We start from the raw sequence: 22,407 nt of genomic DNA, 5'->3' as shown, positions 1-22,407 counted from the left end.
GGGCCGGTCGAGGGTGGGCGTGGTCGATTCGGCCGGCCGCCGGCTGTCCTCGCGGTCGCGGACACCGCGGGGCTACGCGGGCGGACGCTCCGGGCCGTCGGCGCCGAGGAGACGGCGCAGTGCGGTGGGCGGGTGGCCGACGTGGGTGCGCAGCGTCCGGGTGAGGTGGGCGTGGTCGGCGAAGCCGAGATCGGCGGCGAGGCCGGACAGATCGGACTCGCCCGCCTCGATGCGGTCGAGCGCCCGGTGGATGCGCACCTGAAGACGGAACTGGCTGAGCGTCCGGCCGTGGTGACGGTGGAAGATCCGGCTGAGGTGGTGCGGTGAGACGCCGACCGCGCGGGCCAGTTCTGCCGGGGAGAGCCCGGCCGGGTCGGCGGCCAGCAGATCGCGGGCGTCGCGCACGATACGCCGCTGGGCCCGCGCCGTGGCCGGGCGCTGCGCCCCGGCGGGCCGCGGGGCGGGCTGCCGCAGGACGGCGGTGGCCAGCCGGATCGCCTCTTCGAAAACGGTGAAGCGGTCCGCGCCGCGCCGGGTGTGACGCAGCAGGAGGCGGTGGCGCAGTTGGGTGCGGCCGTCGACGACGACGGGCCGGTCGGGCAGGGCTGCGCCCCCTGCGGTGAGGTCGTCGAGCAGGGGCGGGTCGAGGGTCAGGACGGTGCACATGTCGCGGGCGCCGGCGCGGTGGGCGATGGTCTGCTCGTCGCCGGGGGCGGCGGCGAAGGCGCTGACGGGGTCGAGGGTTGCCTGCCAGCCCCGCAGCCGCACGGCGTACGAGCCCCGGCGGCCGAGGACCAGCGCGTGCCGGGCGTGGGCTTGCACGGGCCACCAGCGGTCGGTGGCGGAGTGCATCCGCTGCTCTTCGAGGGTGAAGCCGTCATCCCGGGCCAGAGGCATCGTGTGCCGCATCGCCACATCGTAGGCCGGAGTGCGGATGAGCACGGATGAGCACGGATGTTCAAGCCGGTGCCCCGCGGCCGGGCCGAGACTGTCGCCCGGGGAGGACCCCCACTCCGCAACCGTACGAGAGGACACCGGCGATGATCCTGCGTGACTGGAGCGCCACCGCCACCCCCGAGGGCGCCAGGAAGTACGCCCGGCACTTCTCGACTGCCGTATTGCCGCGGCTGCGTGCGCTTCCCGGCTTCCGTACGGCCTTTCTGCTGACCCGGACCGACGCGGGGCTCGTGCGCATACGCGTGCTGACCGTGTGGGAGTGCTTCGACGCCGTCCGTGCCCTCGCCGGCCCCGATCCGAGTGTCGCCGCGGTCGAGCCCGCGGCCCGGTCCGCCGTTCTCGACTACGACCGCACCGTCACCCACTTCGAGATCGCCGACCTGCCATCGGCGGCCTCGGACGCCCTCCCGTGACCGGTGCGGAGCCCGGCGCGGCCCGGCCGGACCTCGGCAGGGCTCGCGCGGGCTCGGCGGGCGTCGTGGGGCCCGAGGTCGCCGGTGAGTGTCACGTGGCGGCGAGGGCTTCCGTGGGGGGCAGGCGGGCGGCGCGGACGGCGGGGTAGAAGCCCGCGAGCGCGCCGATGGCGAGGGTCGCGCCGACACCGCCGGCCATCGCCCACAGGGGTACGACGGCGGGCCAGCCCTGGTACGAGGCGTAGCCGGCGGTGACGCCGATGCCCAGCAGGACGCCGCCGATCCCGCCGAGGGCGGACAGCAGCAGCGACTCGCAGAGGAACTGGGTGCGTATCTGGCCGCGGGTGGCGCCCAGCGAGCGGCGCAGGCCGATCTCCGCGCGCCGCTCCAGCACCGAGATGACCATGGTGTTGGCCACCCCGACGCCGCCGACCAGAAGCGCCACCGCGCCGAGTCCGAGCAGCAGCCCGTTCAGCGCGTCGTCGGTGGCCTCCTTGGCCGCCAGCGCGTCGGAGGGGCGGGAGACCTCGACGGAGGTCGGCTCCTGCGGGTTCGCCGTGGCGCCGAGCACGGCCTGGACGTCCTCGACCGCCGTTTCCTCGGTGCGGGTGTAGATGGTGGTCGCGTAGCCGTTGAAGCCGACCTCCTGCTTCGCGGCCGGCCAGCCGATGAGGGCGGCGGCGTCGAGTTCGGGAGCGAGCTCCGTGGGGGCGAGCAGGCCGACGACGGTGAACCACCGGCCGCCCAGCCAGACCTGCACCTCGGGTCCGGCGGCGTGCACGCCCAGTTGGGCCGCAGCGTCGGGGCCGAGTACGACGGCCGGGTAGCCGGTGTCGGCGGTGTTCAGCCAGCGCCCGCCGGTGACCCGGGCGCCGACGGTCGCGGGCAGGTCGGTGCGTGCCGCGTAGACGCCGATGCCGCCGGTCTCCTCAGGCGGTATGCGGTCGTTGCGGTAGACCCGGCCCTCGGTCAGGCCGACGGCGGAGACGGACCGGACGGGAGCGATGTCGCCGATCATCTCGGTGGCCTCGGCAGGCAGGTGGGCCTCGCCGCCGCCGACGGTCTCACCGGGCGCGACGGTGAGCAGGTTGGTGCCCAGTGCGTCGAGCTTGCGGTCCAGTTCCTCCGTCGAGGACGTCGAGATGCCGACCACGCCGATCATCGCGGCTATGCCGATGGCGATGCCGAGCGCGGAGAGGAACACCCGCGTGGGACGCGAGCGCAGCCCGGAGCCGCCCGTGCGCAGCACGTCGAGCGGGCTGAGCCGGGCGGGCCGGGGGCGCCGGGCGGGGGCGGCCGGTGGTGCGGTGGCGGTCATGGCCTTGCCTCCCGGAGGGCGCGGCGGTCGCGGGCGCCGGGACGGCCGGCATGTGAGAGGCCGGTGCGGCCGCCCCGGCCGGCGATGTCGGTCTCGATCCGCCCGTCCCTGAGCCGTACCTCGCGGGGCAGCGCGGCGGCGATCTCCCGGTCGTGGGTGATGACGACGACGGTCGTGCCGGCCCGGTGCAGGCCGTAGAGCAGCTCCATCACCGCCGCCCCGGAGCGGGAGTCGAGCGCACCGGTGGGCTCGTCGGCGAGCAGCAGCGCCGGTGCGCCGGCCACCGCGCGGGCGATGGCGACGCGCTGCTTCTCGCCGCCGGAGAGCTGGTGCGGCTCGTGCCCGAGCCGGTGTCCGAGGCCGACGCGGCGCAGCGTCTGCTCGGCCAGCCGGCGCCGGCGGCGCAGCGGCCGGCCGCTGTAGAGCAGCCCGTCGGCGACGGCGTCCAGCGCCCGTACCCCCGGCGCCAGGTGGAACTGCTGGAAGACGAAGCCGATGGCGGTGGCCCGCAGCGCCGACAGCTCACGGTCGGTCAGCTCGTCGATGGCGTGGCCGTCCACGCGGACGGCGCCGGTGGTGGGGCGGGCGAGGGTGCCCATGATGTGGAGCAGGGTGGACTTGCCGGAGCCGGACGGGCCGACGACGGCGAGGAGTTCGCCGCGGCGTACGGTCAGGTCGGCGCCGGTGAGGGCGTGCACGTCCGCGTACGTCTTGGACACGCCGTGCAGCTCCAGCACGGGGGTGGCGGGGGCGCCGTTCACGTCGGTCACTTCGGGACCCCCACGACCATGCCGGCGCTGACGCCCTTGCCGGAGACCTCGACCATGCCGCCGGCGAAGATGCCGAGCTCGACGGGCACGTACGCGATGCCCTTGGCGCCGACCGTCTCCAGCGCGTAGCCGCCCTCCTGGAGCGCCACCAGGGCGTTGATCGGCACGGCGAGCACGTCCTCGCGGGTCTCGGCGGTGACCGTGACGTCGACGGGCGCGGCCTCGTAGCGGCCCAATTCCTTCTGCTTCCCGACCGCCAGGGTGACCGGCAGCGTGGCCTCCGCCGCGGTGCCCGGCGCCGCGTCGCCTCCGCCGGCGTCGGCGGGCTCGGCGGTGGCCGCGGTGCCCACGTCGGTGACCTCGGCGGCCACGGTGGTGCCGTCGGGCAGCTCGACGGTGCCCTCGGTGCCCTCGTCGACCAGATCCTCGTACTGCACCTCCAGGTCGACGGTGACGATCCGCTCGGTGCCGGTCCACGTCAGGATGGACCCCGAGGGGGCGCTGCCGCGTACGGCCTGGACGTCCGCGATCCGCCTGGCCCCGCCGGCGACGACGGCGTCCCCGGTGGCGACGGTGCCGGTCTGTTCGCGCCCGAGGTCCTCCTGCCAGCTCTCGACGGCGCTCGCGGTGCCGTCCGTGTACGTGTCGTCGACGGTGAAGCCGGAGTGGCCGAGCGCCGCGAGGTTGGCTTCGAGCATCTGGACGTCCTTGCCCTCGGCTCCCACGTCGAGGGTGCGGTAGAGGGGGGTCGAGCCGTACAGCAGCGGCACCTTGGCCTCGTCGATGCTGTAGACGGCCGCGCCGCGCTTGACGACGTCACCGGGGTCCGGCAGCCAGGTGACGACGCCGCTGCCGGCCGCGGCCCCGTCGCCCTGCCCGTCCTGGGAGGAGCCGGAGCCGGCGGACCCGGCCGCCGGGCCGGAGGAGTCGCCGCCGGTCGCGGGCGGTGCGGGGGCGGCGGCCTGGACGGCGGTGGCGGTCCCGTAGCCGAGGTTGCCGTCGACGGTCTCGGTGCGGGTGAGCGTGGTGCGTTCCACCTTCGCCGTCTTCGGCGGGGCGGACGGCGCGGTCGCCTCCGGCTCGCCGCCGGCACCGCCGAAGGCGCCGGTGGCGGCGATGCCGACCACGCACGCCACGGTGACGACGGCGGCGCCCGCCCCGACGGCACGTGCCGAACGTCCCCCGCGGCGGCTCCGCTTCGGCGCCTCGGGCGCCACGGTGCCGGTCCCGGCGCCGTCCTCGAAGCCGCCGCCCTCGACGGCACCGCTCTCGACGGCACCGCCCTCGAAACCGGCGTCCTCGGCCGCACCGTGCTGCCTGCCGGTGTCGTCCCCGGGGGTCACCGGTCGCCTCCGGAGCCCACGACGAGCTTGTCGCGGCAGGTGTCCAGCGCGCTCTGGTAGTCGGCGTCCTCCGTCGGCATGGCCTGGGGGTCGATGCCCTCGGGGCCCGGGTCCTCCATCGCCACGCCGTTGTCGCGCATGCAGTCGGTGAACTCCTGCAGCGCCTCCGGGTTCTGCTTGCTCTCCCCCGCGTCCTGCAACGACTGCGGGGCCACGTCACGGCAGGCGTCGAGTCCCTCGCTCAGCGCCTTCCGGTCGGCGCCGCCGCCGACGATCTCCTCGAGGTTCAGCTTCCCCGTCTGCGGATCGGGGTCCTCCATCTCGATGCCGTTGGCGCGCATGCAGTCGACGAACTCCTGCGCCTGCGCCGCGTCGTCACCGTCCGAGTCGTCCTTGGCGCCGCCGGACTTCCCGTCCTCCACGGTGGCCACCTGAGAGCTCTCGTCCCCGCCGGATCCGCAGCCGGCCAGCAGCCCCGTGGACGATACCGCCAGCGCCGCCAGCAACGCCGCGGTCGCCCGCATGCGTATCCCATTCCTGTTGCGCTTCATCGCCGCTCCTCCTCGTCGCTCTTCGCTACGAGCGGCGATGCTGGCAGCCCAGCCTGGCCGTGCTCTGCGCCGCGCCTCGACGGCGCCTGAAAGAAAGCTGGAAGTCACGCACGAGCGCGGAGTACGGGCGGAATCGGCCGCCTCACTCCACCGGGAGCAGCAGCCGGAAGACCGCCCCCGAACCGGCAGGCCGGTCGGCCAGCTCGATGCGCCCGCCGTGCGACTGCGCCAGTCCGGCGGCGATGGCGAGGCCGAGACCGCTGCCGCCGCGCGGGCGCGCCGTGTCGGCCCGGTAGAGCCGCTCGAAGACGTACGGGGCGTGCCCGGCCGGCACACCGGCGCCGGTGTCGGCCACCTCCACCACCGCGGCCGCCGTCCCCGCGGCTGGTCCGGTGCCCGCCACCGCGACGACGCCGTCCCCCGCGTTCCGGCCGGCGACCGGCTGAGGGCCCCTGCCCACCGGATGCCCGCCCGCGGCGGCCCGTCCCACCCGCACCGTGATGACGGCGTCCGGCGGGGTGTGCCGGTCGGCGTTGGCCAGCAGGTTGCCGACCACCTGCCGCAGCCGTAGCGGGTCCCCGGGCACCACCACGGGCTCGGGCAGGCCCGCGTCGTCCAGCCCGGCCAGGCGGATGTGCCGCCCCGGCGACCTGGCGTGCAGATCGCGCAGCAGGTCCGCGCAGAGCTCCAGCATGTCGACGGGGCGCCGCTCCAGCCCGCGCTGCTCGTCCAGCCGCGCGAGCAGCAGCAGATCCTCCACCAGCACGCCCATCCGCTGTGCCTCGGCCTCGATCCGCCGCATCGCATCCGCCGGGTCCCCACCGCGCCGGTACAGCTCGGCGAAGCCGCGCATCGACGTCAGCGGCGTACGCAACTCGTGGGACGCATCCGCGAGGAACCGGCGCAGCCGCTGCTCGGACAGCACCCGGGCGGCCATCTCCGCTTCCACCCGGGCGAGCATCGCGTTCATCGCCCGGCCGAGCCGGCCCGGCTCGGTGTGCACGTCCGCGTCGTCCACCCGGCGGGAGAAGTCGCCTGCGGCGATGGCGCCGGCGGTCACCGTCATCCGCGTCAGCGGCCGCAGGCCCACCCGGACGACCAGCGCCGCGGTGACCGCCAGCACCGCCAGCACACCGGCGGTGACCGCCAGGTCGATCAGCAGCAGCCGCTCGTACGTGGCCTGCACCGTCGCCAGAGAGGTGGCCGTCACCGTCAACTCGTCATCCTCGTCGGCCCCCTTGGGCCCCACGGCCACGCGCCAGTCGGCGTCCCCCTCCTCGGCGGGCACCGTGAACGGCGGGTCGCCGGCGCGCGCGGCCAACTCGGCGCGCTCCGGCAGCCGCGGCCCCGGCGACTCGGCCTCCTCGGGAAACTGCTCGATGCCGCCGTCCCCGGCGACCGCGTAGATCCGGGTCGTGGCCCCGGCGCGCTGCGACAGGATGTGCCCGGCCGAACCGCCGTCGCCCAGGGGCCCCGCCTTCAGCTCCGCGATGCGCTCCCGGTCGAGGGCCGACGAACTGCCTGTGTTGGCCAGTTGCTGGTCCACGCGGTCGACGAGGTACGCCCGCAGCAGCAGCAGGGCCGCACCGTTGACGGCGACGAGGGCCAGCGCGGCCAGCGCCGCGGTCACCACCGCCAGCCGCGCCCGCAGCGTCCAGCGGCGCCAGCCCCGCGCCCGCAACCGCGGCCTGCCGCGCCGCGGCGCCGGGGCGGCAGGCGGCGGTGGCCGGTGCGTCAACTCCCCTCCCGCGGCAGGCGCAGCGCGTAGCCGACGCCGCGCACGGTGTGGATGAGCCGCGGCCCGTGCGCGTCGAGCTTCTTGCGCAGGTGGTAGACGTACGACTCGACGATCCGGCTGTCGCCGCCGAAGTCGTAGGACCACACCCGGTCGAGGACCTGTGCCTTGCTGACCACGCGCCCGGCGTTCGCCAGCAGGAACCACAGCAGCCTGAACTCCGTCGGCGTCAGCTCCACCAGGCGCCCGCCGCGGCGCACTTCGTACGCGCCCTCGTCCAGCTCCAGATCCGCGTAGCGCAGCACCTCGCTCTCCGCCGGCGCGGCCGGCTCCGCCGGGACCGCCCGGGTACGCCGGAGGATGGCCCGGATCCGCAGCACCACCTCCTCCAGGCTGAACGGCTTGGCCACGTAGTCGTCACCGCCCGCCGTCAGGCCGGCCACCCGGTCGGCCACCGTGTCCCGTGCCGTCAGGAAGAGCACCGGCACCTTCCCCCCGCCGGCACGCAGCCGCCGGGCCACCTCGAACCCGTCGATGTCCGGCAGCATCACGTCCAGCACCACGAGCCCCGGAGCCTTCGCCTCGGCCGCCGTCAGCGCCTCGAACCCGCTCGCCGCCGTCCGCACGTCGAACCCGACCAGCCGCAGCGTCTGCGACAGCAGGTCGCGAATGTTCTCCTCGTCATCGACGACAAGGACGGTGGCGGGGGCGTCAGGACTGGGGGTCACACCTTCCGGTGTAAAGGAGAAACCTCAAAGAACCCTGAGAGCTACCTGAACACCACCACAACAAGACCCGGGCGCCCGGCCCTTGCCCCGCACCGGGGACCACTCCCCCGGCGCCCCGGCCCCTGCTCCAGGTGAGGCACGGGTGCCGGGCACGGGGTGATGGTGTGCCCGAGGGGCGCCGACACCCGCTCAAGCGCGTGGGGCGGCGCCTTGCAGCAGGGTGTCGATGATGCGGGCGGCGAGGGTATCGGGGTCGGCGCCGTCCGCGTTGCCGTGCAGGGATTCCCCGATGAGCGCGTAGTAGACCCTGCGCACCCAGTCGAGGTCGGCGGCTTCGTCGATGAGCTTGTCGTCCTGGGCGCGCTTCAGCAGGGCGATGCATCTGCGAGCGATGTCCTGATGGAGGACAGCGGCCTCGCTGTCCGGATCTGCGGGCAACTCCAGGGCGGATCTCCAGGCGCTCTTCACCTGGAGCACGTTGGCGGTGATCCGGTGCATCGCCACCAGAGGCGGCGCGGTGTCCGGCCGGCCGTCCTCCACCGCCTGGGCGAGCTGGCGGGCCGCGGACGTGGCCAGCGCCTCGATCAGCGCCTGCCGGTTGGCGAACCGCCGGTGGATCGTCGTGCGGGCCACTCCCGCCGCCGCCGCGATCTGCTCCATGGAGGCTCCCGGCTCCTGGGCGAGCAGTTGCTCGGCCGCCTCCAGGATCGCGCGCACGCTCCGCTCCGCGTCCGCCCGCAACGCTCGTGCCGCCGTCTCACCCATCACGCCTCCACCACCAGGGGAAACACCATACATCCGTGACGCCGTCTCCCTCATATATGCATCAGCGATGTTGCAGTTAGCTCAGTTGATGATACATAATCCTCCCAGTTAACCTCGGCTGAAGGAGAACTCATGCACAGCACTGCCCTCGTCACCGGAGCATCGTCCGGTCTGGGCGCGGAGTTCGCCGCGCAGCTCGCCGCACGCGGACACGACCTGGTCCTGGTGGCGCGCTCCGGCGACCGCCTCGCCTCCCTCGCCGAGCGCCTCACCGCCGAACACGGCGTCCGCGCCCACGTGCTGGTCCAGGACCTCGCCGAGCCGGACGCGGCCCGCCGCATCGCAGGGCAGCTCACCGCCCGCGATCTGAGCGTCGACTTGCTGATCAACAACGCCGGCTTCGGCACCTGCGGCCGCTTCGAGGAGATACCCGCAGCGCGCGACCACGACCAGCTCATGGTCAACGTCGTCGCACTCGTCGACCTCACCCACGAGCTGCTGCCCGGCATGCTGGAACGCGGCCGCGGCCGGGTCGTCAACGTCGCCTCCAACGCCGGCTTCCAGCCTGCCCCGTACTTCGCCGTCTACGGCGCGGCCAAGGCGTTCGTGCTCAACTTCGGCCTCGCCCTGCGCCAGGAGTACCGCCGCCGCGGCATCCGCGTCCTCACCTTGTGCCCCGGCCCGGTCGAGACCGCCTTCTTCGACACCATCGGCACCCGCCGAGCAGCCGTCACCGGCTCCATGACCACCCCCGAGCCCGTCGTACGCGCCGCACTGCGCGCGCTGGAGCGCGACCGCGCCTACGTCGCCCCCGGCCTCGGCAACGCCCTGACCGCACACCTGGCACCCCGCCGCCCCCGCACCCTGGTCGCCGCCATCTCCGAACGCATCACCCGCAAGGTCCTGACTCCCCCGGCCCCCACCCCGGCACTGCCGGAACACACCGCATGAGACCTACCGAGACGCAGGCGCCAACCGGCTTACCGAATTTCGTCACATATGTATAAACAGTATGTCCAAGGGGCTAGTTGACCTTTTGTCGAGCCCGAGTCGACGCCTGTACCGTAAACCCAGCCCGCCGCATCACGACCACGTCGAGGTGGTCGCCAACGGGGGTGTGGCGCTCGCCGCCGCCGGGGCCTGTGGCGGTACCCCCAGCCCTTCGCCGACTGGAGCACGCGCCCCCGCACGCTGACTCCGACCTGAGTATCGGAGGTTGTGGCCGTGACGCGGATCGGCGTGACCGGACACCGGGACATTCCCGCCGCCGCCCTGGAGTCCGTGCGCTCGGGGATCCGGGCGGCGCTGTGCAGGCGCGGCGTGGTGGCAGCGCTCAGCAGTCTCGCGGCGGGTGCCGACCAGCTCTTCGCGGACATCGCCCTGAGCTGCGGCGTCCCCGTCACCGCGGTCATCCCCGGCATGGACTACGAGCGGAGCCTCGGCACCGGAGACGCGCTCACCGCCTACCGCCGGTTGCTGACGTCGAGCGTGTCCCAGGTGCGGTTGCCGCGCGAGGCGAGCGACGAGGCGGCCTACCGCGCGGCGGGGCGCTGGATCGTCGATCACGTCGACTCCATGGTCGCCGTCTGGGACGGGTGTCCCGCGCGGGGGCCGGGCGGCACGGGGGATGTGGTGGCGTACGCGCACCGCGCCGGTGTCCCCGTGACCGTGGTGTGGAGCCCCGGGGTGCGCCGGCGGTGAGTCCGCCGCGGCCCTCGCGCCCCGCGGGCCGGAAGCCGTCAGGAGCCGAACCGCCCCAGCCAGTCGGTGTGCTGGGGGGAGACCAGCCGCTCCGTCTCCGCCACCGCGTCCGCCCAGCACTCCTCCGTCACCGTGGTGCCCATGGCGACGCGCATCCCGTCCAGTTCCTGCTCGATGTGGGAATGGGCGTAGGTGAGCGGCCGGTGCCGCCGCACCTCATGCCAGGCCACCGCGGCGGCCGCGGCCGCGGAGAGCAGGCCGGTGAGGTCCCAGCCGCCAGTCATCCCCAGGGTGCGCAGCACCGCCGCCAGCAGCGCGAAGAACGTCAGGCCGGCGGTCACCGCCGACCAGCGGACGGCGGACTGGTGCTCCTGGACTGATTTGTTCCGGTACCAGACGAGCTGTTCCAGCACTCGTTCCCGCAGGTAGAAGTTGCGGCGGGCCTCGAAGGACCCGGCCCGTACCGCGCGCATGGCCGGGGTGATCTGCCCGGTCCCGAGCAGGTCGGAGGTGGCGCGGGAGTCCTCCCATCCCACTTGCCGCAGTTCGTTGAGGCGTTCCTCCAGGCGTTCCGCGAACAGTGCCTCCGGGTTGGGCACACCGGCGTGGAGGGGACCGCCACGGACCATGTAGTGCCACGCCAGCGACTTGACGGTCTCGGCGACGGCCCGGTGCACCTGCCACGCGGCCCGCGCCCGCCGGCGGGCGGTGTGCAGCCCGACGGCGATCGTCAGCCCGTACAGGACCGCCGCGAGGGCGGTCGGCGCCCGGCTGTCCATCTGCTCGGCGACCATCGCCGCGGTGGCGGCCAGAAGCAGGATCGTCAGATGCCGGCGTAACGACTGAAAGGATTCCCGCTGCCGGGCGATCGCCTCGAGGTCGTTCACGCGGAACAGCGGCGGAAGATCCTGGTCACGTAATGTGGTACTCGGCCCCGGAGTTCTCGCAGCGGCCATTCCCGCCCCCCACCCACGAAGGTGCCTTCGCTCCTACCCGCCTTGTGGGCTAATCACTCGGGCCCTGTCCACTTCAAGTCCACCACGGTGCTATACACTCCGTGCTCCCGGCCGGGGTTTTCCGGCAGGAATCGTCGGACAGTTCCAGTCCTCTCCAGGTGATCGGCTGAAGATCCCAGGCTGAGCCGGGGCGGCTGGCCCGAGCCAAAGGTCTGGATTCATGCGCCTTCCAGTGACCGCGTTGAAGCGGCGATCTTCCACCCCCCGGCCGACGAGCAAGCAGCACGTCCCTCTTTCTGCCGTTGATCCCGACTGCACCGAGGCACTGCGTTCCGCCTGGCGTGTGACGGACTTCGCGGGCACAACGCCCACGAGGCCGATCACCTTCGACTCGGCGCTCTGACCCCGTCCTGCTGCCGCCCGATCGGGTGCACCGTGACGTCGCGGAATCGCGGTCACTCCCGGTGAGAACAGCAAGACCCTGCTAACACGGCACGTGCGGGCTTCGGGACGCGGCGAAGCCTGGGACACTTGAGTGTGACGAGCATCCCGACCCGCCCTCCTCTCCGGCAGGTTGTCCTCAAGGTGCACAGCAGATGCGACCTGGCCTGCGATCACTGCTATGTGTACGAGCACGCCGACCAGAGCTGGAGAGCGCGGCCGGTCGTCATCTCCGAGGACACGGTCAAGCACGTCGCCCACCGGCTCGCCGCCTACGCGGAAGAACGGGCCCTCGACTCCGTCTCGGTGATCCTGCACGGCGGCGAGCCCCTGCTCGCGGGTCCCGCCCGGCTCCGCAGCACGTGTGCGGAGCTCACCCGGACCATCACCCGGGTCGCCCGCCTCGACCTTCGCATCCACACCAACGGCGTTCAGCTCGGCACCCGCCATCTGGAGGTTTTCCGCGAGTTCGGCGTCAAGGTCAGCGTCTCCCTCGACGGCGACCGGGCCGCCAACGACCTCCACCGGCGCGACCGCAGGGGCACAAGCAGCTACGACCGGGTCGTCCGCGCGGTCCGGCTGCTGCGCACGCCGGAGTACCGTCACCTGTTCGCGGGTCTGCTCTGCACGGTCGACCTGCGTAACGACCCCGTAGCCGTGCACAGGGCGCTCACGGCGCTCGACCCACCCCGTATCGACTACCTGCTGCCCCATTCCACCTGGGAGAGCCCACCGCCCCGGCCGGACGCGGGTTCCCCGACGCCGTACGCCGACTGGCTGCTGAAGATCTTCGATGTATGGCAGCGCGAGGGCCGCAGCGTCCGGGTGCGCACCTTCGAGTCGGTGCTCAGCACCCTGCGCCACGGCCCCAGCCTCACCGAGGCCATGGGGCTGGCGCCCTCGGACCTGGCGGTGGTGGAGACCGACGGCTCGTTCGAGCAGGCTGACTCGCTCAAGACCGCTTACCACGGGGCGGCGGCCACCGGATACGACGTCTACTGGAACGGCTTCGCGGAGTTGGCCGAGCATCCGGGCGTACGGGCCCGTCAGTCGGGCATCGACGGGGTCAGCGCCGAGTGCCGCCGCTGCCCGGTGGTGGAGTCCTGCGGCGGCGGCCTGTACGCGCACCGGTACAGCGCGGAGCGCGGCTTCGACAATCCGTCCGTGTACTGCGCCGACCTGCGGGCCCTCGTCGACGGGGTGGCCGAACGGATCACGGACAGGACCCCGAGTCCGGCGGTGTACAGCGACGACGAACTCCGCTTCGCCCAGGAGCGGCAGACCCGCGACCTGCTCGCCCGGCTGCACCACCGGCACGCCGGGACGGCGGACTGGGACGAGGCGTGGCGGCTCCTGGTGCGCCTCGACTCCGACGAGGCCGCAGCCCTCCAGCTCAACGCCCTGCTCGCCCACCCCTACGTCCGCACCGCCCTGCGCCGCGCTCTCTCCGGGGAGGAGCCGGCCGACGCCGGCCTGCTGCCCGCCATCGCCATGGCCGCCGCCGTACGGGCGCGGGCGGAGGCGGCGCTGACGTGGGACCACGCGACGCCGGAGCTGCACCTGCCGACACTGGGGACGTTGCGGCTGCCCGGTCCCGGCATGGTCGGGGTCCGGTCCTCCGGCGGCCGGATCACCGTGCGGCGGGGCCCGGACTCCTCCGGCACCGGCGACCCCGAGCGGTGGCGGCCGCTGCGCTCGTGGGACTCCGCGGCCGGCCGGGACGGCTCGACCGGCCCGCGCCTCCTCGTCGACGACGCCGATCCGTACCGCGACTGCTTCCCCTTCCCCGCCGCCGGTCCGCTGAGCCCCGACGACCTCGACGCGTTCCTCGAACGGCTGGCCGGCGGATGCGCCCTGCTGCGCGAACGCACACCCGGCTGGTGGGAGAGCGACGGCGCCTGGCTCGTCACCACCGTCACCCCGCTGGCGCCGGGTGCGGGACTGAGACTGGGTGCCCACGGGCTGGGTGCGCTGGGCGTGGCCGTCGACGTCGACCCAGCGGAGTTCGCCCGCGCCCTGCCGCGTGTCGCGCGGCGGGCGAGGTTCGCCGCGTTGCGGGAGTCGGCGGACCTGGCCGTGCCCGGCAGTCCCGCCGAGCGGCTGCTGGACGAAGCGGACGACTGGGTCGGCAAGGCGTCCTTCTGGCAGCGGGACCGGGCCGGGGGTGCGGCCCGCCGCGGCGACGCGCTCGGCCGGGCCGGCCGGGCCCTGGTGCGGCTCGGCACCCGGCCGCGACGCGAGCTCACGCCGAACGGCGCGGTGCTGGCGGGCGGCCTGTGGACGCAGTGGGCCGAGCAGCACGGCCATGTCGCCCGGCTGGCCGGATTCTTCCGCGGGCTGGGCGTACGGGAGGGCGGCTCCCTCCTCGTGCACGCCTCTCTGGGCGGCAGCGGACTCTCTCCCGACGAGGTGCGGGACGCGCTGCTGGACGCCCTCGGCCCTGACGGCACCCTGGTCGTCCCGGCCTTCACGCCGGAGAACTCCGACACCTCCTCCGCCCACCGCGCACGTACCGCGGGCATGAACGAGCGGGAGAAGGCGCGATTCCGTGCCTCGATGCCGCCGTTCGAGCCCGAGACCACCCCGTGTCCAGGCATGGGAGCGTTGGCGGAATGCGTGCGCACCACGCCCGGTGCCGTGCGCAGCGCACATCCCCAGACCTCGTTCGCCGGCCTCGGACCACGGGCGGCAGAGCTGCTCGACGAGCACGACGTGACCTGCCATCTCGGGGAACGCTCGCCGCTGGCCCGGCTTTACCGGGACGGGGCCCAGGTGCTGCTGCTGGGTGTGGGGTTCGAGGTGTGCAGCTCTTTCCACCTCGCCGAGTACCGGATGAATCCGGCCCGCCCCCTGCGAACCTATCGCTGCGTGCTGCGGGAGAAGGGATACTGGTTCGCGTACGAGGATCTCGACCTGCACGACGAGGACTTCGGCGAGATCGGCCGCATGCTGCCGCCAGAGCTCCTGAGTGTCGACCAGGTGGCCGGAAAGCGGGCGACGTTGTTCGGCATGAAGGAGGCGGTCGACCGCGCGGTCAGCCATATGGCCGCGTCTCGCCGTTGAGGCATGTGGGAGGCGGACCGTACGTGGGGGGCGGGATACGGGGCAGGCCACCTTCCTCTGCCCGGACAACTCCGCCGGCGGGAGGGCCAGCCGTCCGGAGGCGGTCACATGGAGACAGCGTGGTGGGAGCGGGCGGCGGACAACCAGCCCTACTTCTTTCTCAGTTACGCGCACATGCCGCGCTGGGAACAGGGCGGCGGCGATCCCGACCACTGGGTGCACGTCCTGTACAAGGACCTGTGTGAGAACATCATGCATCTCACCGACCTGCCTGCGGGCGCGCCCGCCGGCTTCATGGACAGGGAGCTGCGGTCGGGAGAGGGCTGGTCGGAGAAGCTCGCCGAGAATCTCGCCACCTGCCGGGTCTTCATCCCGCTGTTCTCGCCCCGCTACTTCGGCAGCGAGATGTGCGGCCGGGAGCTGTTCGCGTTCAACCAGCGCCTCGTCGAGGCCCGGACCAGCGGGCTGGGTGCCATTCCCGCCATCGTGCCCGTGATGTGGACACGCGTCGACTACAGCCAGCTCCCGGAGTCGGTAGGGCACCTGCACATCGACAACTCCGCCTTCGGCGGCACCCACGCCAACGAGGGCCTGTACCGGCTGATCAAGCTCAACCGGCGGCGGGACGAGTACCAGGAGACCGTCCTGCAACTCGCCGAGCACATCGTGCGCGTCGCCCAGGAGTCGCCGCTGCCGCCCGGCACCCCCCGTGACTACCACGCCACGCCCAGCGCGTTCAAGCCACGCGGCCAGAGCCCCCGCCGCATCCGGCTGACGGTCGCCGCCCCCACCCGGGACACGATCCCGGAGCACCGCGACGTCCGGCCCTACGGGGAGCGGGCGCAGGACTGGAACCCCTACCACAGCGAGGCCACCCGCCCGCTGTCGGAACACGCCGCGGAGCTGATCCGCTCGCTCGACTACCGGGTCACCGTCTCCTCCCTGGACGAGTCGGACGCCTCCCTCGTCGCGGAGAGGGAGCCCGGCGTCGACGGCACCCCGGTCGGTGACGACGAGCCCAACCAGCCGCACGTCCTGATCGTCGACCGCTGGGTGGTCACCGCCAGGAAGCACTGCGACGAGCTGAGGCGCTTCGACGACCACGCCCAGTCCTGGATGAACGTGGTCGTTCCCTGGAACGACTCGGACGTCCAGTGCCACAGCGCCGAGGGCCTGGAGCTGCGCCGGTTACTCGAGGACCTGCTGCCCAGGCTGCTCGACCGGGGGCGGCGCGCCCCCTGGCACCGGGCCGTCGACGGCGTGCCCACGCTGAAGGAGTTCACCGACGTGCTGCCGGCCGTCGTGGCCCACGCGGCCGGGCAGTTCTTCAAGCACGCGCATGCACATCCCCCCACAGGGCCGCACGTCCCCAGACCCCGTCTCCTGGGCCCGGCACCGCGGACCGCCGCCCCGGGCCCCCACGAGGGAGGAGAGGAATGACGACCCGACCCCAAGGACGGATCATCACCTTCTACTCGTACAAGGGCGGCACCGGCCGCACCATGGCCCTCGCCAACGTGGCGTGGATCCTCGCCGCCAACGGCAAGCGCGTACTCGCCGTCGACTGGGATCTGGAGGCCCCCGGGCTGCACCGCTTCTTCCACCCGTTCCTTGACGGCAACACCCTGGCGTCGACCACCGGCGTCATCGACATCATCACCGAGTACTCCTGGGCCGCGACGACCGGGCCGCCGCGCGTCGGGGAATGGCACCGGGAGTACGCCAGGACGGAGGACCACGCGGTCTCCCTCAACCCCGGGCGGCTCCGCTGGAGCTTCCCCGAGAACGGCTGCCTGGACTTCCTGTCGGCGGGCCGGCAGAGCCGCGAGTACTCGGCCACGGTGACCTCCTTCGAATGGGACAACTTCTACGAGCGGCTCGGCGGCGGCCTGTTCCTGGACGCGCTTCGCGACGACATGAAGTCCCTGTACGACTACGTCCTCATCGACAGCCGCACCGGCCTGTCGGACAACGCGGACATCTGCACGATCCACATGCCCGACGTGCTGGTCGACTGCTTCACGCTCAGCGACCAGTCCCTCGACGGTGCCGCGCTGGTGGCCCAGAGCGTGGCGGGCGGCTACCGCGGCCGGGAGATCCGGGTGCTGCCGGTGCCGATGCGGATCGACGAGGGTGAGAAGGACAAGATGGACGCCGGGCGCGCGTTGGCCCGGCTGAGGTTCGACGGGCTTCCCGCCGGGCTCGACGGGGAGGAGCTGACCGCGTACTGGGGTGCCGTGGAGATCCCGTACCGGCCGTACTACGCCTACGAGGAGACCCTGGCCACCGTCAGCGACGAGCCGGGGCTCGCCAGCTCCCTCCTCTCCGCCTTCGAACGGCTCACCGACGTGATCACCGAGGGTGACGTGGATGCCCTGCCGACCATGCCCGAGCCGGTGCGACTGCGGTGCAAGGACGCGTTCACGCGGCGCCGGCCGTCGGCTACGAGGACCGACGTCGTGCTCGTGTACGCGGCCGAGAACCGGATGTGGGCCGACTGGGTCGAGTCGCTGCTGACGCGCTCCGGCTGCCAGGTCACACCGATCGACCTCTCCGTGAGGGCCATGGAGCAGCCGGACGGCCCGGCCCGCACGGTGGTGCTCTTATCGAAGTCGTTCTTCAAGGCCCGGGGCAGGGAGGCCACATGGCGCGCCCTGGCCGAGACCGATCTGGGCAACCCCCAGGGCGGACTGGTCGCGCTGCGCCTCGACGACGTACACGCACCCGGCGCCTACCCCGACCGCAACCTGGTCAGCCTCCGGGTGGACGAGGAGGCGGATACGGCGAGCGTGCTGGGGGCCCTGGACCTGCCCGCCCTGCCCGCCGACACCGGCCCCTCGGCCTGCCGCTACCCGGGCAGTACGCCGCGGATCTGGAACGCCCCCCAGCGCAACGCCGCGTTCACCGGCCGCAACGTCGTCCTGGAGAGGATGCGCGACCAGCTCAGCAGCGGCATGTCGGTCGTCCTCCCGCGGTCCCAGGCGCTGTTCGGACTCGGCGGGGTCGGCAAGACGCAGGTGGCCATCGAGTACGTGCACCGGTTCATGGCGGAGTACGACCTGGTGTGGTGGATCTCCGCGGAGAACACCGACAACGTGATCGCCTCACTCGCCGAGCTCGCCGCCCGGCTCGGCACGCACAGCGGCGAGAACATGGCCATGGCCAGCCGCGAGGCCGTGCGGATGCTGTCCCGCGGGGAGCCGACCAGCCGATGGATCCTCGTCTTCGACAACGCGGCCGAACCGGAGGCCCTCACCGACTACTTCCCCTCGGAAGGCAGCGGACACATCGTCATCACCTCCCGGAACCAGGCGTGGGCACAGCACGGCGACTCGCTGCCCATCGACGTGTTCCTCCGCGAGGAGAGCGTCGACCACCTGATGAGCCACGACGCCAGGCTCACGGCGGAGGAGGCCGACCGGGTGGCGACCGCCGTGGGCGACCTGCCGCTCGCCGTGGTGCAGGCGGCCGCCTGGCTCGCGGAGACGGCGACTCCGATCGAGGACTACCTGCAGCAACTGGCGGAGCAGACCACCGCCACGCTCAGCCTCAACCAGCCCGCCGACTACCCGCATCCGGTGGCGGCGACGTGGAACATCTCCATCGCCCGGCTCAAGGAGCGCTCCCCCGCCTCCGTACGGCTCCTTGAGCTGTGTGCGTTCCTGGCGCCCGAACCGATCTCCGCCCAGCTCCTCTACAGCAGGGAGATGATCGACGCGCTGAAGCCGTACGACCCTGCGCTGCAGGAGAAGCTGGTGCTCGGCCGCGTCATCCGGGAGATAGGCCGGTTCGCGCTGGCCAAGATCGACCAGGTGAGCAACTCCCTGCAGGTGCACCGGCTGGTGCAGGCGGTCGTTCGCTCGCAGCTCACCGAGGAGGAGCAACGGGAGGCCCGGCACCTCGTGCACACCGTTCTCGCCGGCGCCCGGCCCGACGGCGAGGAACCGATCGACGACCCCGAGACGTGGCCGCAGTTCGGCATCATCTGGCCGCACCTGCTTCCCTCGGACACGCCCCACTGCGTCACCCACGAGACCCGCCGGCTGCTGATCGACCGCGTCCGCTATCTGTGGAAGCGCGGCGACTTCCCCCGTGCCCAGCAGCTTGCCGAGGAGGTCCTCGACGACTGGCGGCCGATTCTCGGCGAAACGGACGTCCAGTACCTGTACCTGCGCAACCAGCTCGCCAACGTGCTGCGCTCCCAGGGGCGGTACGTCGAGGCGCGGGACATCGACACCGAACTCCTGGAGCAGCAGCGCCAGGCTCTCGGCCCCGACCATCCGCACACGTACGTCACCATGTCCAGCCTGGCCAGCGACCTGGCCGCGCTCAGCTCCTACGGCCGCGCGGCGGAGCTGGCCCGCGAGGCGCACGAGGGCTTCAGCCGGATCTTCCACAGCTCCCACCGGCGCACGCTGAGCGCCGCCAACAACCTGGCGCTGGCCCTGCGCCTGGACGGCCGTTACCGCGACGCCCTCAAGCTGGACCAGGACGTGCTGGACATGCGCAAGGAAGTCCTCGGCCCGGACCATCCGTACACCCTGGCGTCCGCCGAGCGGCTCGGCCGCGACCTGCGCGAGGTCGGCCGCTACGCGGAGGCCGTGGCACTGCTCCAGCGGACGTACGAGGCGCACACGCGAGTCCTCGGCAAGGACTTCCCCGGCACCCTGCGGTGTGCCAAGTCCCTCGCGGTATCGTTGCGCAGGAGCGGCCATCTGGAGGAGGCCCGCCGGCTCACCGCCGCGACCCGGGCCCAGTACAGGGCCCAGTACGAGGAGGCGACTCCGGACTCGCTCGCCTGCGACCTCAACATGGCCGCCGACCTGTTCGCCGCCGACGAGCGCGAAGCGGCGCGTGAGGTGGCCAGGGAGGCCATCGCCGAGTACACGAAGGTGCCCGGCGAAGCACACCCGTACACCCAGGCGGCGCTCAACAACCTCGCGATCTTCCACTGGGGCTGCGGGGACGACGACGAGGCCGAGACGGTGTTCCGTGCCGTGCTGCCCCGCATGACGGAGGTGCTCGGTGACGTGCACCCGCACACGATGTTCTGCGCCGTCAACTACGCCAACGTGCTCGCCGGTCAGCGCCGCTGGGAGGAGGCGCGGAAGCTGGAAGCCAAGGCGGTGGAGGTGCTGGGCAGCTCCCTCGGTCGCCACCATCCGGAGACTCTGGCCATCGTGACCAACGCCGCGCTCACCCTCAAGGCCCTCGGGCACACGGACGAGGCCCGGGTGATGCGCGACGAGGCGATGGCCGAACTGCGGCGGCAGCTCGGCGAGGACAACGGGATGACGAAGCTCGCGGGCGACAGCCGGCGCATCTACCGCGACCTGGAGCCCCTCGCGGTGTGAGTCCCCGACGCGGCCGGCGTGTCCGACAGCAGCCAGGCGATGGCCTCCGGCAGGGCGCGCAGCGCCGCGAAATGGGCCGCGGCGGGGTCGAGCACAGCCGTGGCCCGGGCGATGCGCCCGGCGAGCCAGGAGTGGTGCGCCACGGGGGAGAACGCGTCCTTCCTGCCGTGCCACAGCAGCACCGGCACCTGGATGTCCGCCGGGTCGAAGCCCCAGTCGGAGATCAGCGCGAGGATGTCGTCGACCCATCCGTACGGCGATCTGCGCAGCGCCTCGCGATAGTTGCGCAGCAGCATGGCCCGGATGCCGCGGTCCGAGACGATCTGCCGGTCCTCGTCGGTCAGATCGCCGCGCAGTTCGTTGAGCAGCCGGGCCGGGTCCTCGCGGATCGCGGCGGAGCGCGGAATGAGCCGGGCGACGAACCGCTCCGGGTCGGTGGCGGCCGTCCGGAACACCCGCACGTTGCCGGGAGCCATCCCCTCGTACCAGTCGAGCCCCTCCGCGTCCCGCGGCGCCAGCCCGACCAGCGCGGCGGCCCGCGTCACCCGCCGTGGCAGCAGCGCGGCGCAGGCCAACGCATGCGGAGCGCCCCCCGACCGGCCCGCCACGACGAAGCGATTCAGCCCCAGCGCGTCGGCGACCTGGGTCACGTCCTCCACGACGTCGGCCACGCGGCGCCCCGGCCTGCGGTCGGAACCGCCGTAGCCGGGACGGTCGTACGAGATGAGCCGGATACCCCGCTGGTAGAGGAACATGGGCCGTGGCCGGGGCCCGACGCGGCACCCCGGCATACCGTGCAGCAGGAACACCGGCCGCCCGGACGGATCTCCTGAGCACTCCACCCGCAGTATCCGGCCGTCCGTCGTCCGGACCCGGTCGGGCGCCGGCACGACATCATGCACAGCGCATCCCCTCCCCGGGGCCCGAACTGGGGCCACCTTCCCAGAAGTTCCCGCCCTCTCCGCCCGCGAAACGACCCGCGTACCGCCCGAGCCGGCCGGACTCCCGGGCTCGTTGCGACCTCCTCACCCACCTCCGGCTCGTCGTGTCTGCGCCGTGCCGTGGCAGGCCGGGTCGAGGCCGCCGCGGCTGTGCCTGCGCCCGGTTGAGGGTCCGCGCGCCGTCACTCCGTGGGCGGTACGCACCGGCTCGTACCGCCGGTATGGCCAGCCGGCGTCCAATCGGCGTCCAGACCTCCTGCGTAGCTTGTGGCCTGCTCTCCAACCACGAGGGGGAAAGCCAGTGATAGGGATCAGGAAGAGAGCCGTTGCGGCGGTCGCCGCACTCTCCGCTGTCGCGGCGCTCGCCGTGGCCGCCCCGGCCGCCGGCAGCTCGGCCTCGCAAAGCGCCGCCGGCCTGCGCGGCTTCGGCATCTCCAGCGACGGCACGCTCATGGCCACCTTCACCACCGACCGGCCCACCGTGCTCGACTGGGTCCGGGTCGTCACCGGGCTGAAGGGCGACACAGCCCTGCTCGGTATCGACTACCGCGTCCAGGACGGCACCATGTACGGCCTCGGCGACCAGGGCGGGATCTACACCATCAGCACCCCGCCGCAGACGCCCGACGTGGTCGTCACCAAGGTCTCGCAGTTGCAGGTCCCGCTCTACGGGAAGAACTTCGGTTTCGACTTCAACCCCGCCGCCGACCGGGTGCGGGTGGTCAGTGACAACGGCCAGAACCTGCGGCACAACCTGAATGATCACACCACCGTCGAGGACCTCGTCCTCACCACGCCGCCCGGCGGCACGACACGGGGCGTGACCGCTTCCGGCTACACGAACAACGATCTCAACAACCAGACGGCCACCACCCTGTTCGGCATCAACACCAGCACCGACCAGGTGGTCATCCAGTCCCCGGCCAACAACGGCACGCTCGCCCCGACCGGTTCGCTCGGCTTCGACGCCGGCCCGAACGCGGGCCTGGACGTCTACGCCGGCCTCGTCAACGGCAAGACGAAGACGAACACCGCCTTCGCCAGCCTGCAGCCGGCCGGCGGCGGCGCGTACTCGCTGTACGACGTGAACATGCTCACCGGCGAGACGACCAGCCTGGGCCAGTTCCCCCTGGCCATCAGCGATATCGCCATCCAGCCCGACACCGCCTGAACGAGGCCCGCGGCCGCCGGGCCGCCCGCCGCCCAGGCCGCCCGCACCACCCCGAGCCCGCCCCGGTCCGTATCCGGGGCGGGCCCCGACTCGTGCCCCGGCGGTAATCCGGAGCGTGCCGGGCTTCGAACTGCTGGACGACATGGTGCGTCTGCAGAATCCTGTGCCGCGGGGGGTCACGCACGGGGCGAGCGAGGGGG

The 22,407-nt window shown here is 72.8% G+C and carries 17 protein-coding genes; 7 read left to right on the top strand and 10 right to left on the bottom strand.

Annotated elements, in window-relative coordinates:
* Nucleotides 1-72 precede the first annotated feature (72 nt).
* A complete protein-coding gene (locus DMB38_RS31290; protein ID WP_240662565.1) occupies nucleotides 73-909 on the bottom strand; it encodes an AraC family transcriptional regulator in 837 nt (278 codons plus the stop codon).
* 131 nt (nucleotides 910-1,040) lie between these two features.
* Here DMB38_RS31290 and DMB38_RS31285 point away from each other — a divergent pair, with 131 nt between their 5' ends.
* Nucleotides 1,041-1,370 (top strand): hypothetical protein, encoded by a 330-nt coding sequence (locus tag DMB38_RS31285; protein WP_125937962.1) that lies wholly within the window; start codon nucleotides 1,041-1,043, stop codon nucleotides 1,368-1,370.
* Nucleotides 1,371-1,461: 91 nt separating this feature from the next.
* Here DMB38_RS31285 and DMB38_RS31280 read toward each other — a convergent pair whose 3' ends face one another.
* From DMB38_RS31280 to DMB38_RS31250, 7 genes are all read right to left on the bottom strand, one after another.
* Nucleotides 1,462-2,688, bottom strand: coding sequence for an ABC transporter permease (locus DMB38_RS31280; protein WP_125937961.1), 1,227 nt, complete (start codon nucleotides 2,686-2,688; stop codon nucleotides 1,462-1,464).
* Entirely contained in the window at nucleotides 2,685-3,458 is a 774-nt protein-coding gene (locus DMB38_RS31275; RefSeq protein WP_125937960.1) for an ABC transporter ATP-binding protein, read from the bottom strand. Before DMB38_RS31275 ends, DMB38_RS31280 begins: the two co-directional genes overlap by 4 nt.
* Nucleotides 3,455-4,801, bottom strand: coding sequence for a peptidoglycan-binding domain-containing protein (locus DMB38_RS31270; protein WP_125937959.1), 1,347 nt, complete (start codon nucleotides 4,799-4,801; stop codon nucleotides 3,455-3,457). Before DMB38_RS31270 ends, DMB38_RS31275 begins: the two co-directional genes overlap by 4 nt.
* Nucleotides 4,798-5,352 (bottom strand): hypothetical protein, encoded by a 555-nt coding sequence (locus DMB38_RS31265; protein WP_240662564.1) that lies wholly within the window; start codon nucleotides 5,350-5,352, stop codon nucleotides 4,798-4,800. The genes DMB38_RS31270 and DMB38_RS31265 overlap by 4 nt, the downstream gene beginning before the upstream one ends.
* Nucleotides 5,353-5,494: 142 nt before the next feature.
* A complete protein-coding gene (locus tag DMB38_RS31260; RefSeq protein ID WP_240662563.1) occupies nucleotides 5,495-7,090 on the bottom strand; it encodes a HAMP domain-containing sensor histidine kinase in 1,596 nt (531 codons plus the stop codon).
* Nucleotides 7,087-7,815 carry a response regulator transcription factor gene (locus tag DMB38_RS31255; RefSeq protein WP_125937958.1) on the bottom strand — a complete coding sequence of 243 codons (729 nt, stop codon included), beginning with the start codon at nucleotides 7,813-7,815 and terminating at the stop codon, nucleotides 7,087-7,089. Before DMB38_RS31255 ends, DMB38_RS31260 begins: the two co-directional genes overlap by 4 nt.
* Before the next feature lie 189 nt (nucleotides 7,816-8,004).
* Nucleotides 8,005-8,580 carry a TetR/AcrR family transcriptional regulator gene (locus DMB38_RS31250; RefSeq protein ID WP_206337774.1) on the bottom strand — a complete coding sequence of 192 codons (576 nt, stop codon included), beginning with the start codon at nucleotides 8,578-8,580 and terminating at the stop codon, nucleotides 8,005-8,007.
* A 132-nt stretch (nucleotides 8,581-8,712) separates the two neighbouring features.
* On the opposite strand from DMB38_RS31250, the gene DMB38_RS31245 reads away from it, so the two are divergent.
* Both DMB38_RS31245 and DMB38_RS31240 read left to right on the top strand, forming a co-directional pair.
* Nucleotides 8,713-9,531, top strand: a complete 819-nt coding sequence (locus tag DMB38_RS31245) for an SDR family oxidoreductase (protein ID WP_125937956.1) — start codon at nucleotides 8,713-8,715, stop codon at nucleotides 9,529-9,531.
* A gap of 273 nt (nucleotides 9,532-9,804) precedes the next feature.
* Nucleotides 9,805-10,281 carry a hypothetical protein gene (locus DMB38_RS31240; RefSeq protein ID WP_125937955.1) on the top strand — a complete coding sequence of 159 codons (477 nt, stop codon included), beginning with the start codon at nucleotides 9,805-9,807 and terminating at the stop codon, nucleotides 10,279-10,281.
* A gap of 38 nt (nucleotides 10,282-10,319) precedes the next feature.
* Here the strand turns inward: DMB38_RS31240 and DMB38_RS31235 are convergent, their stop codons facing one another.
* The gene (locus DMB38_RS31235; protein WP_125937954.1) at nucleotides 10,320-11,237 is read right to left on the bottom strand and encodes a DUF4231 domain-containing protein; all 918 of its coding nucleotides are present in this window, start codon (nucleotides 11,235-11,237) and stop codon (nucleotides 10,320-10,322) included.
* A 537-nt stretch (nucleotides 11,238-11,774) separates the two neighbouring features.
* Here DMB38_RS31235 and fxsB point away from each other — a divergent pair.
* The 3 genes from fxsB (at nucleotide 11,775) to fxsT (ending at nucleotide 20,095) form a co-directional block, all read left to right on the top strand.
* Nucleotides 11,775-14,741 carry a radical SAM/SPASM protein FxsB, inactivated metallohydrolase extension form gene (gene fxsB, locus DMB38_RS31230; RefSeq protein ID WP_276315001.1) on the top strand — a complete coding sequence of 989 codons (2,967 nt, stop codon included), beginning with the start codon at nucleotides 11,775-11,777 and terminating at the stop codon, nucleotides 14,739-14,741.
* Between the two features lie 108 nt (nucleotides 14,742-14,849).
* Nucleotides 14,850-16,181: a TIR-like protein FxsC gene (locus tag DMB38_RS31220; RefSeq protein WP_164716146.1), complete on the top strand. Its 1,332-nt coding sequence runs from the start codon at nucleotides 14,850-14,852 to the stop codon at nucleotides 16,179-16,181.
* Nucleotides 16,178-20,095 carry an FxSxx-COOH system tetratricopeptide repeat protein gene (gene fxsT / locus DMB38_RS31215; RefSeq protein ID WP_125937953.1) on the top strand — a complete coding sequence of 1,306 codons (3,918 nt, stop codon included), beginning with the start codon at nucleotides 16,178-16,180 and terminating at the stop codon, nucleotides 20,093-20,095. The genes DMB38_RS31220 and fxsT overlap by 4 nt, the downstream gene beginning before the upstream one ends.
* On the opposite strand, the gene DMB38_RS31210 is transcribed toward fxsT, so the two are convergent.
* Nucleotides 20,065-20,997: an alpha/beta hydrolase gene (locus DMB38_RS31210; protein ID WP_125937952.1), complete on the bottom strand. Its 933-nt coding sequence runs from the start codon at nucleotides 20,995-20,997 to the stop codon at nucleotides 20,065-20,067. The two genes, fxsT and DMB38_RS31210, sit on opposite strands and share 31 nt — an antisense overlap.
* A 343-nt stretch (nucleotides 20,998-21,340) precedes the next feature.
* Here DMB38_RS31210 and DMB38_RS31205 point away from each other — a divergent pair, with 343 nt between their 5' ends.
* Entirely contained in the window at nucleotides 21,341-22,207 is an 867-nt protein-coding gene (locus DMB38_RS31205) for a DUF4394 domain-containing protein (RefSeq protein ID WP_125939400.1), read from the top strand.
* The last annotated feature ends 200 nt before the right edge of the window (nucleotides 22,208-22,407 follow it).

The organism is Streptomyces sp. WAC 06738 (assembly GCF_003945505.1).
In the GTDB taxonomy this organism is placed as follows: domain Bacteria; phylum Actinomycetota; class Actinomycetes; order Streptomycetales; family Streptomycetaceae; genus Streptomyces.
The sequence above is the reverse complement of the archived record's forward strand: the minus strand, read 5'-3'. Positions and strand labels throughout refer to the sequence as shown.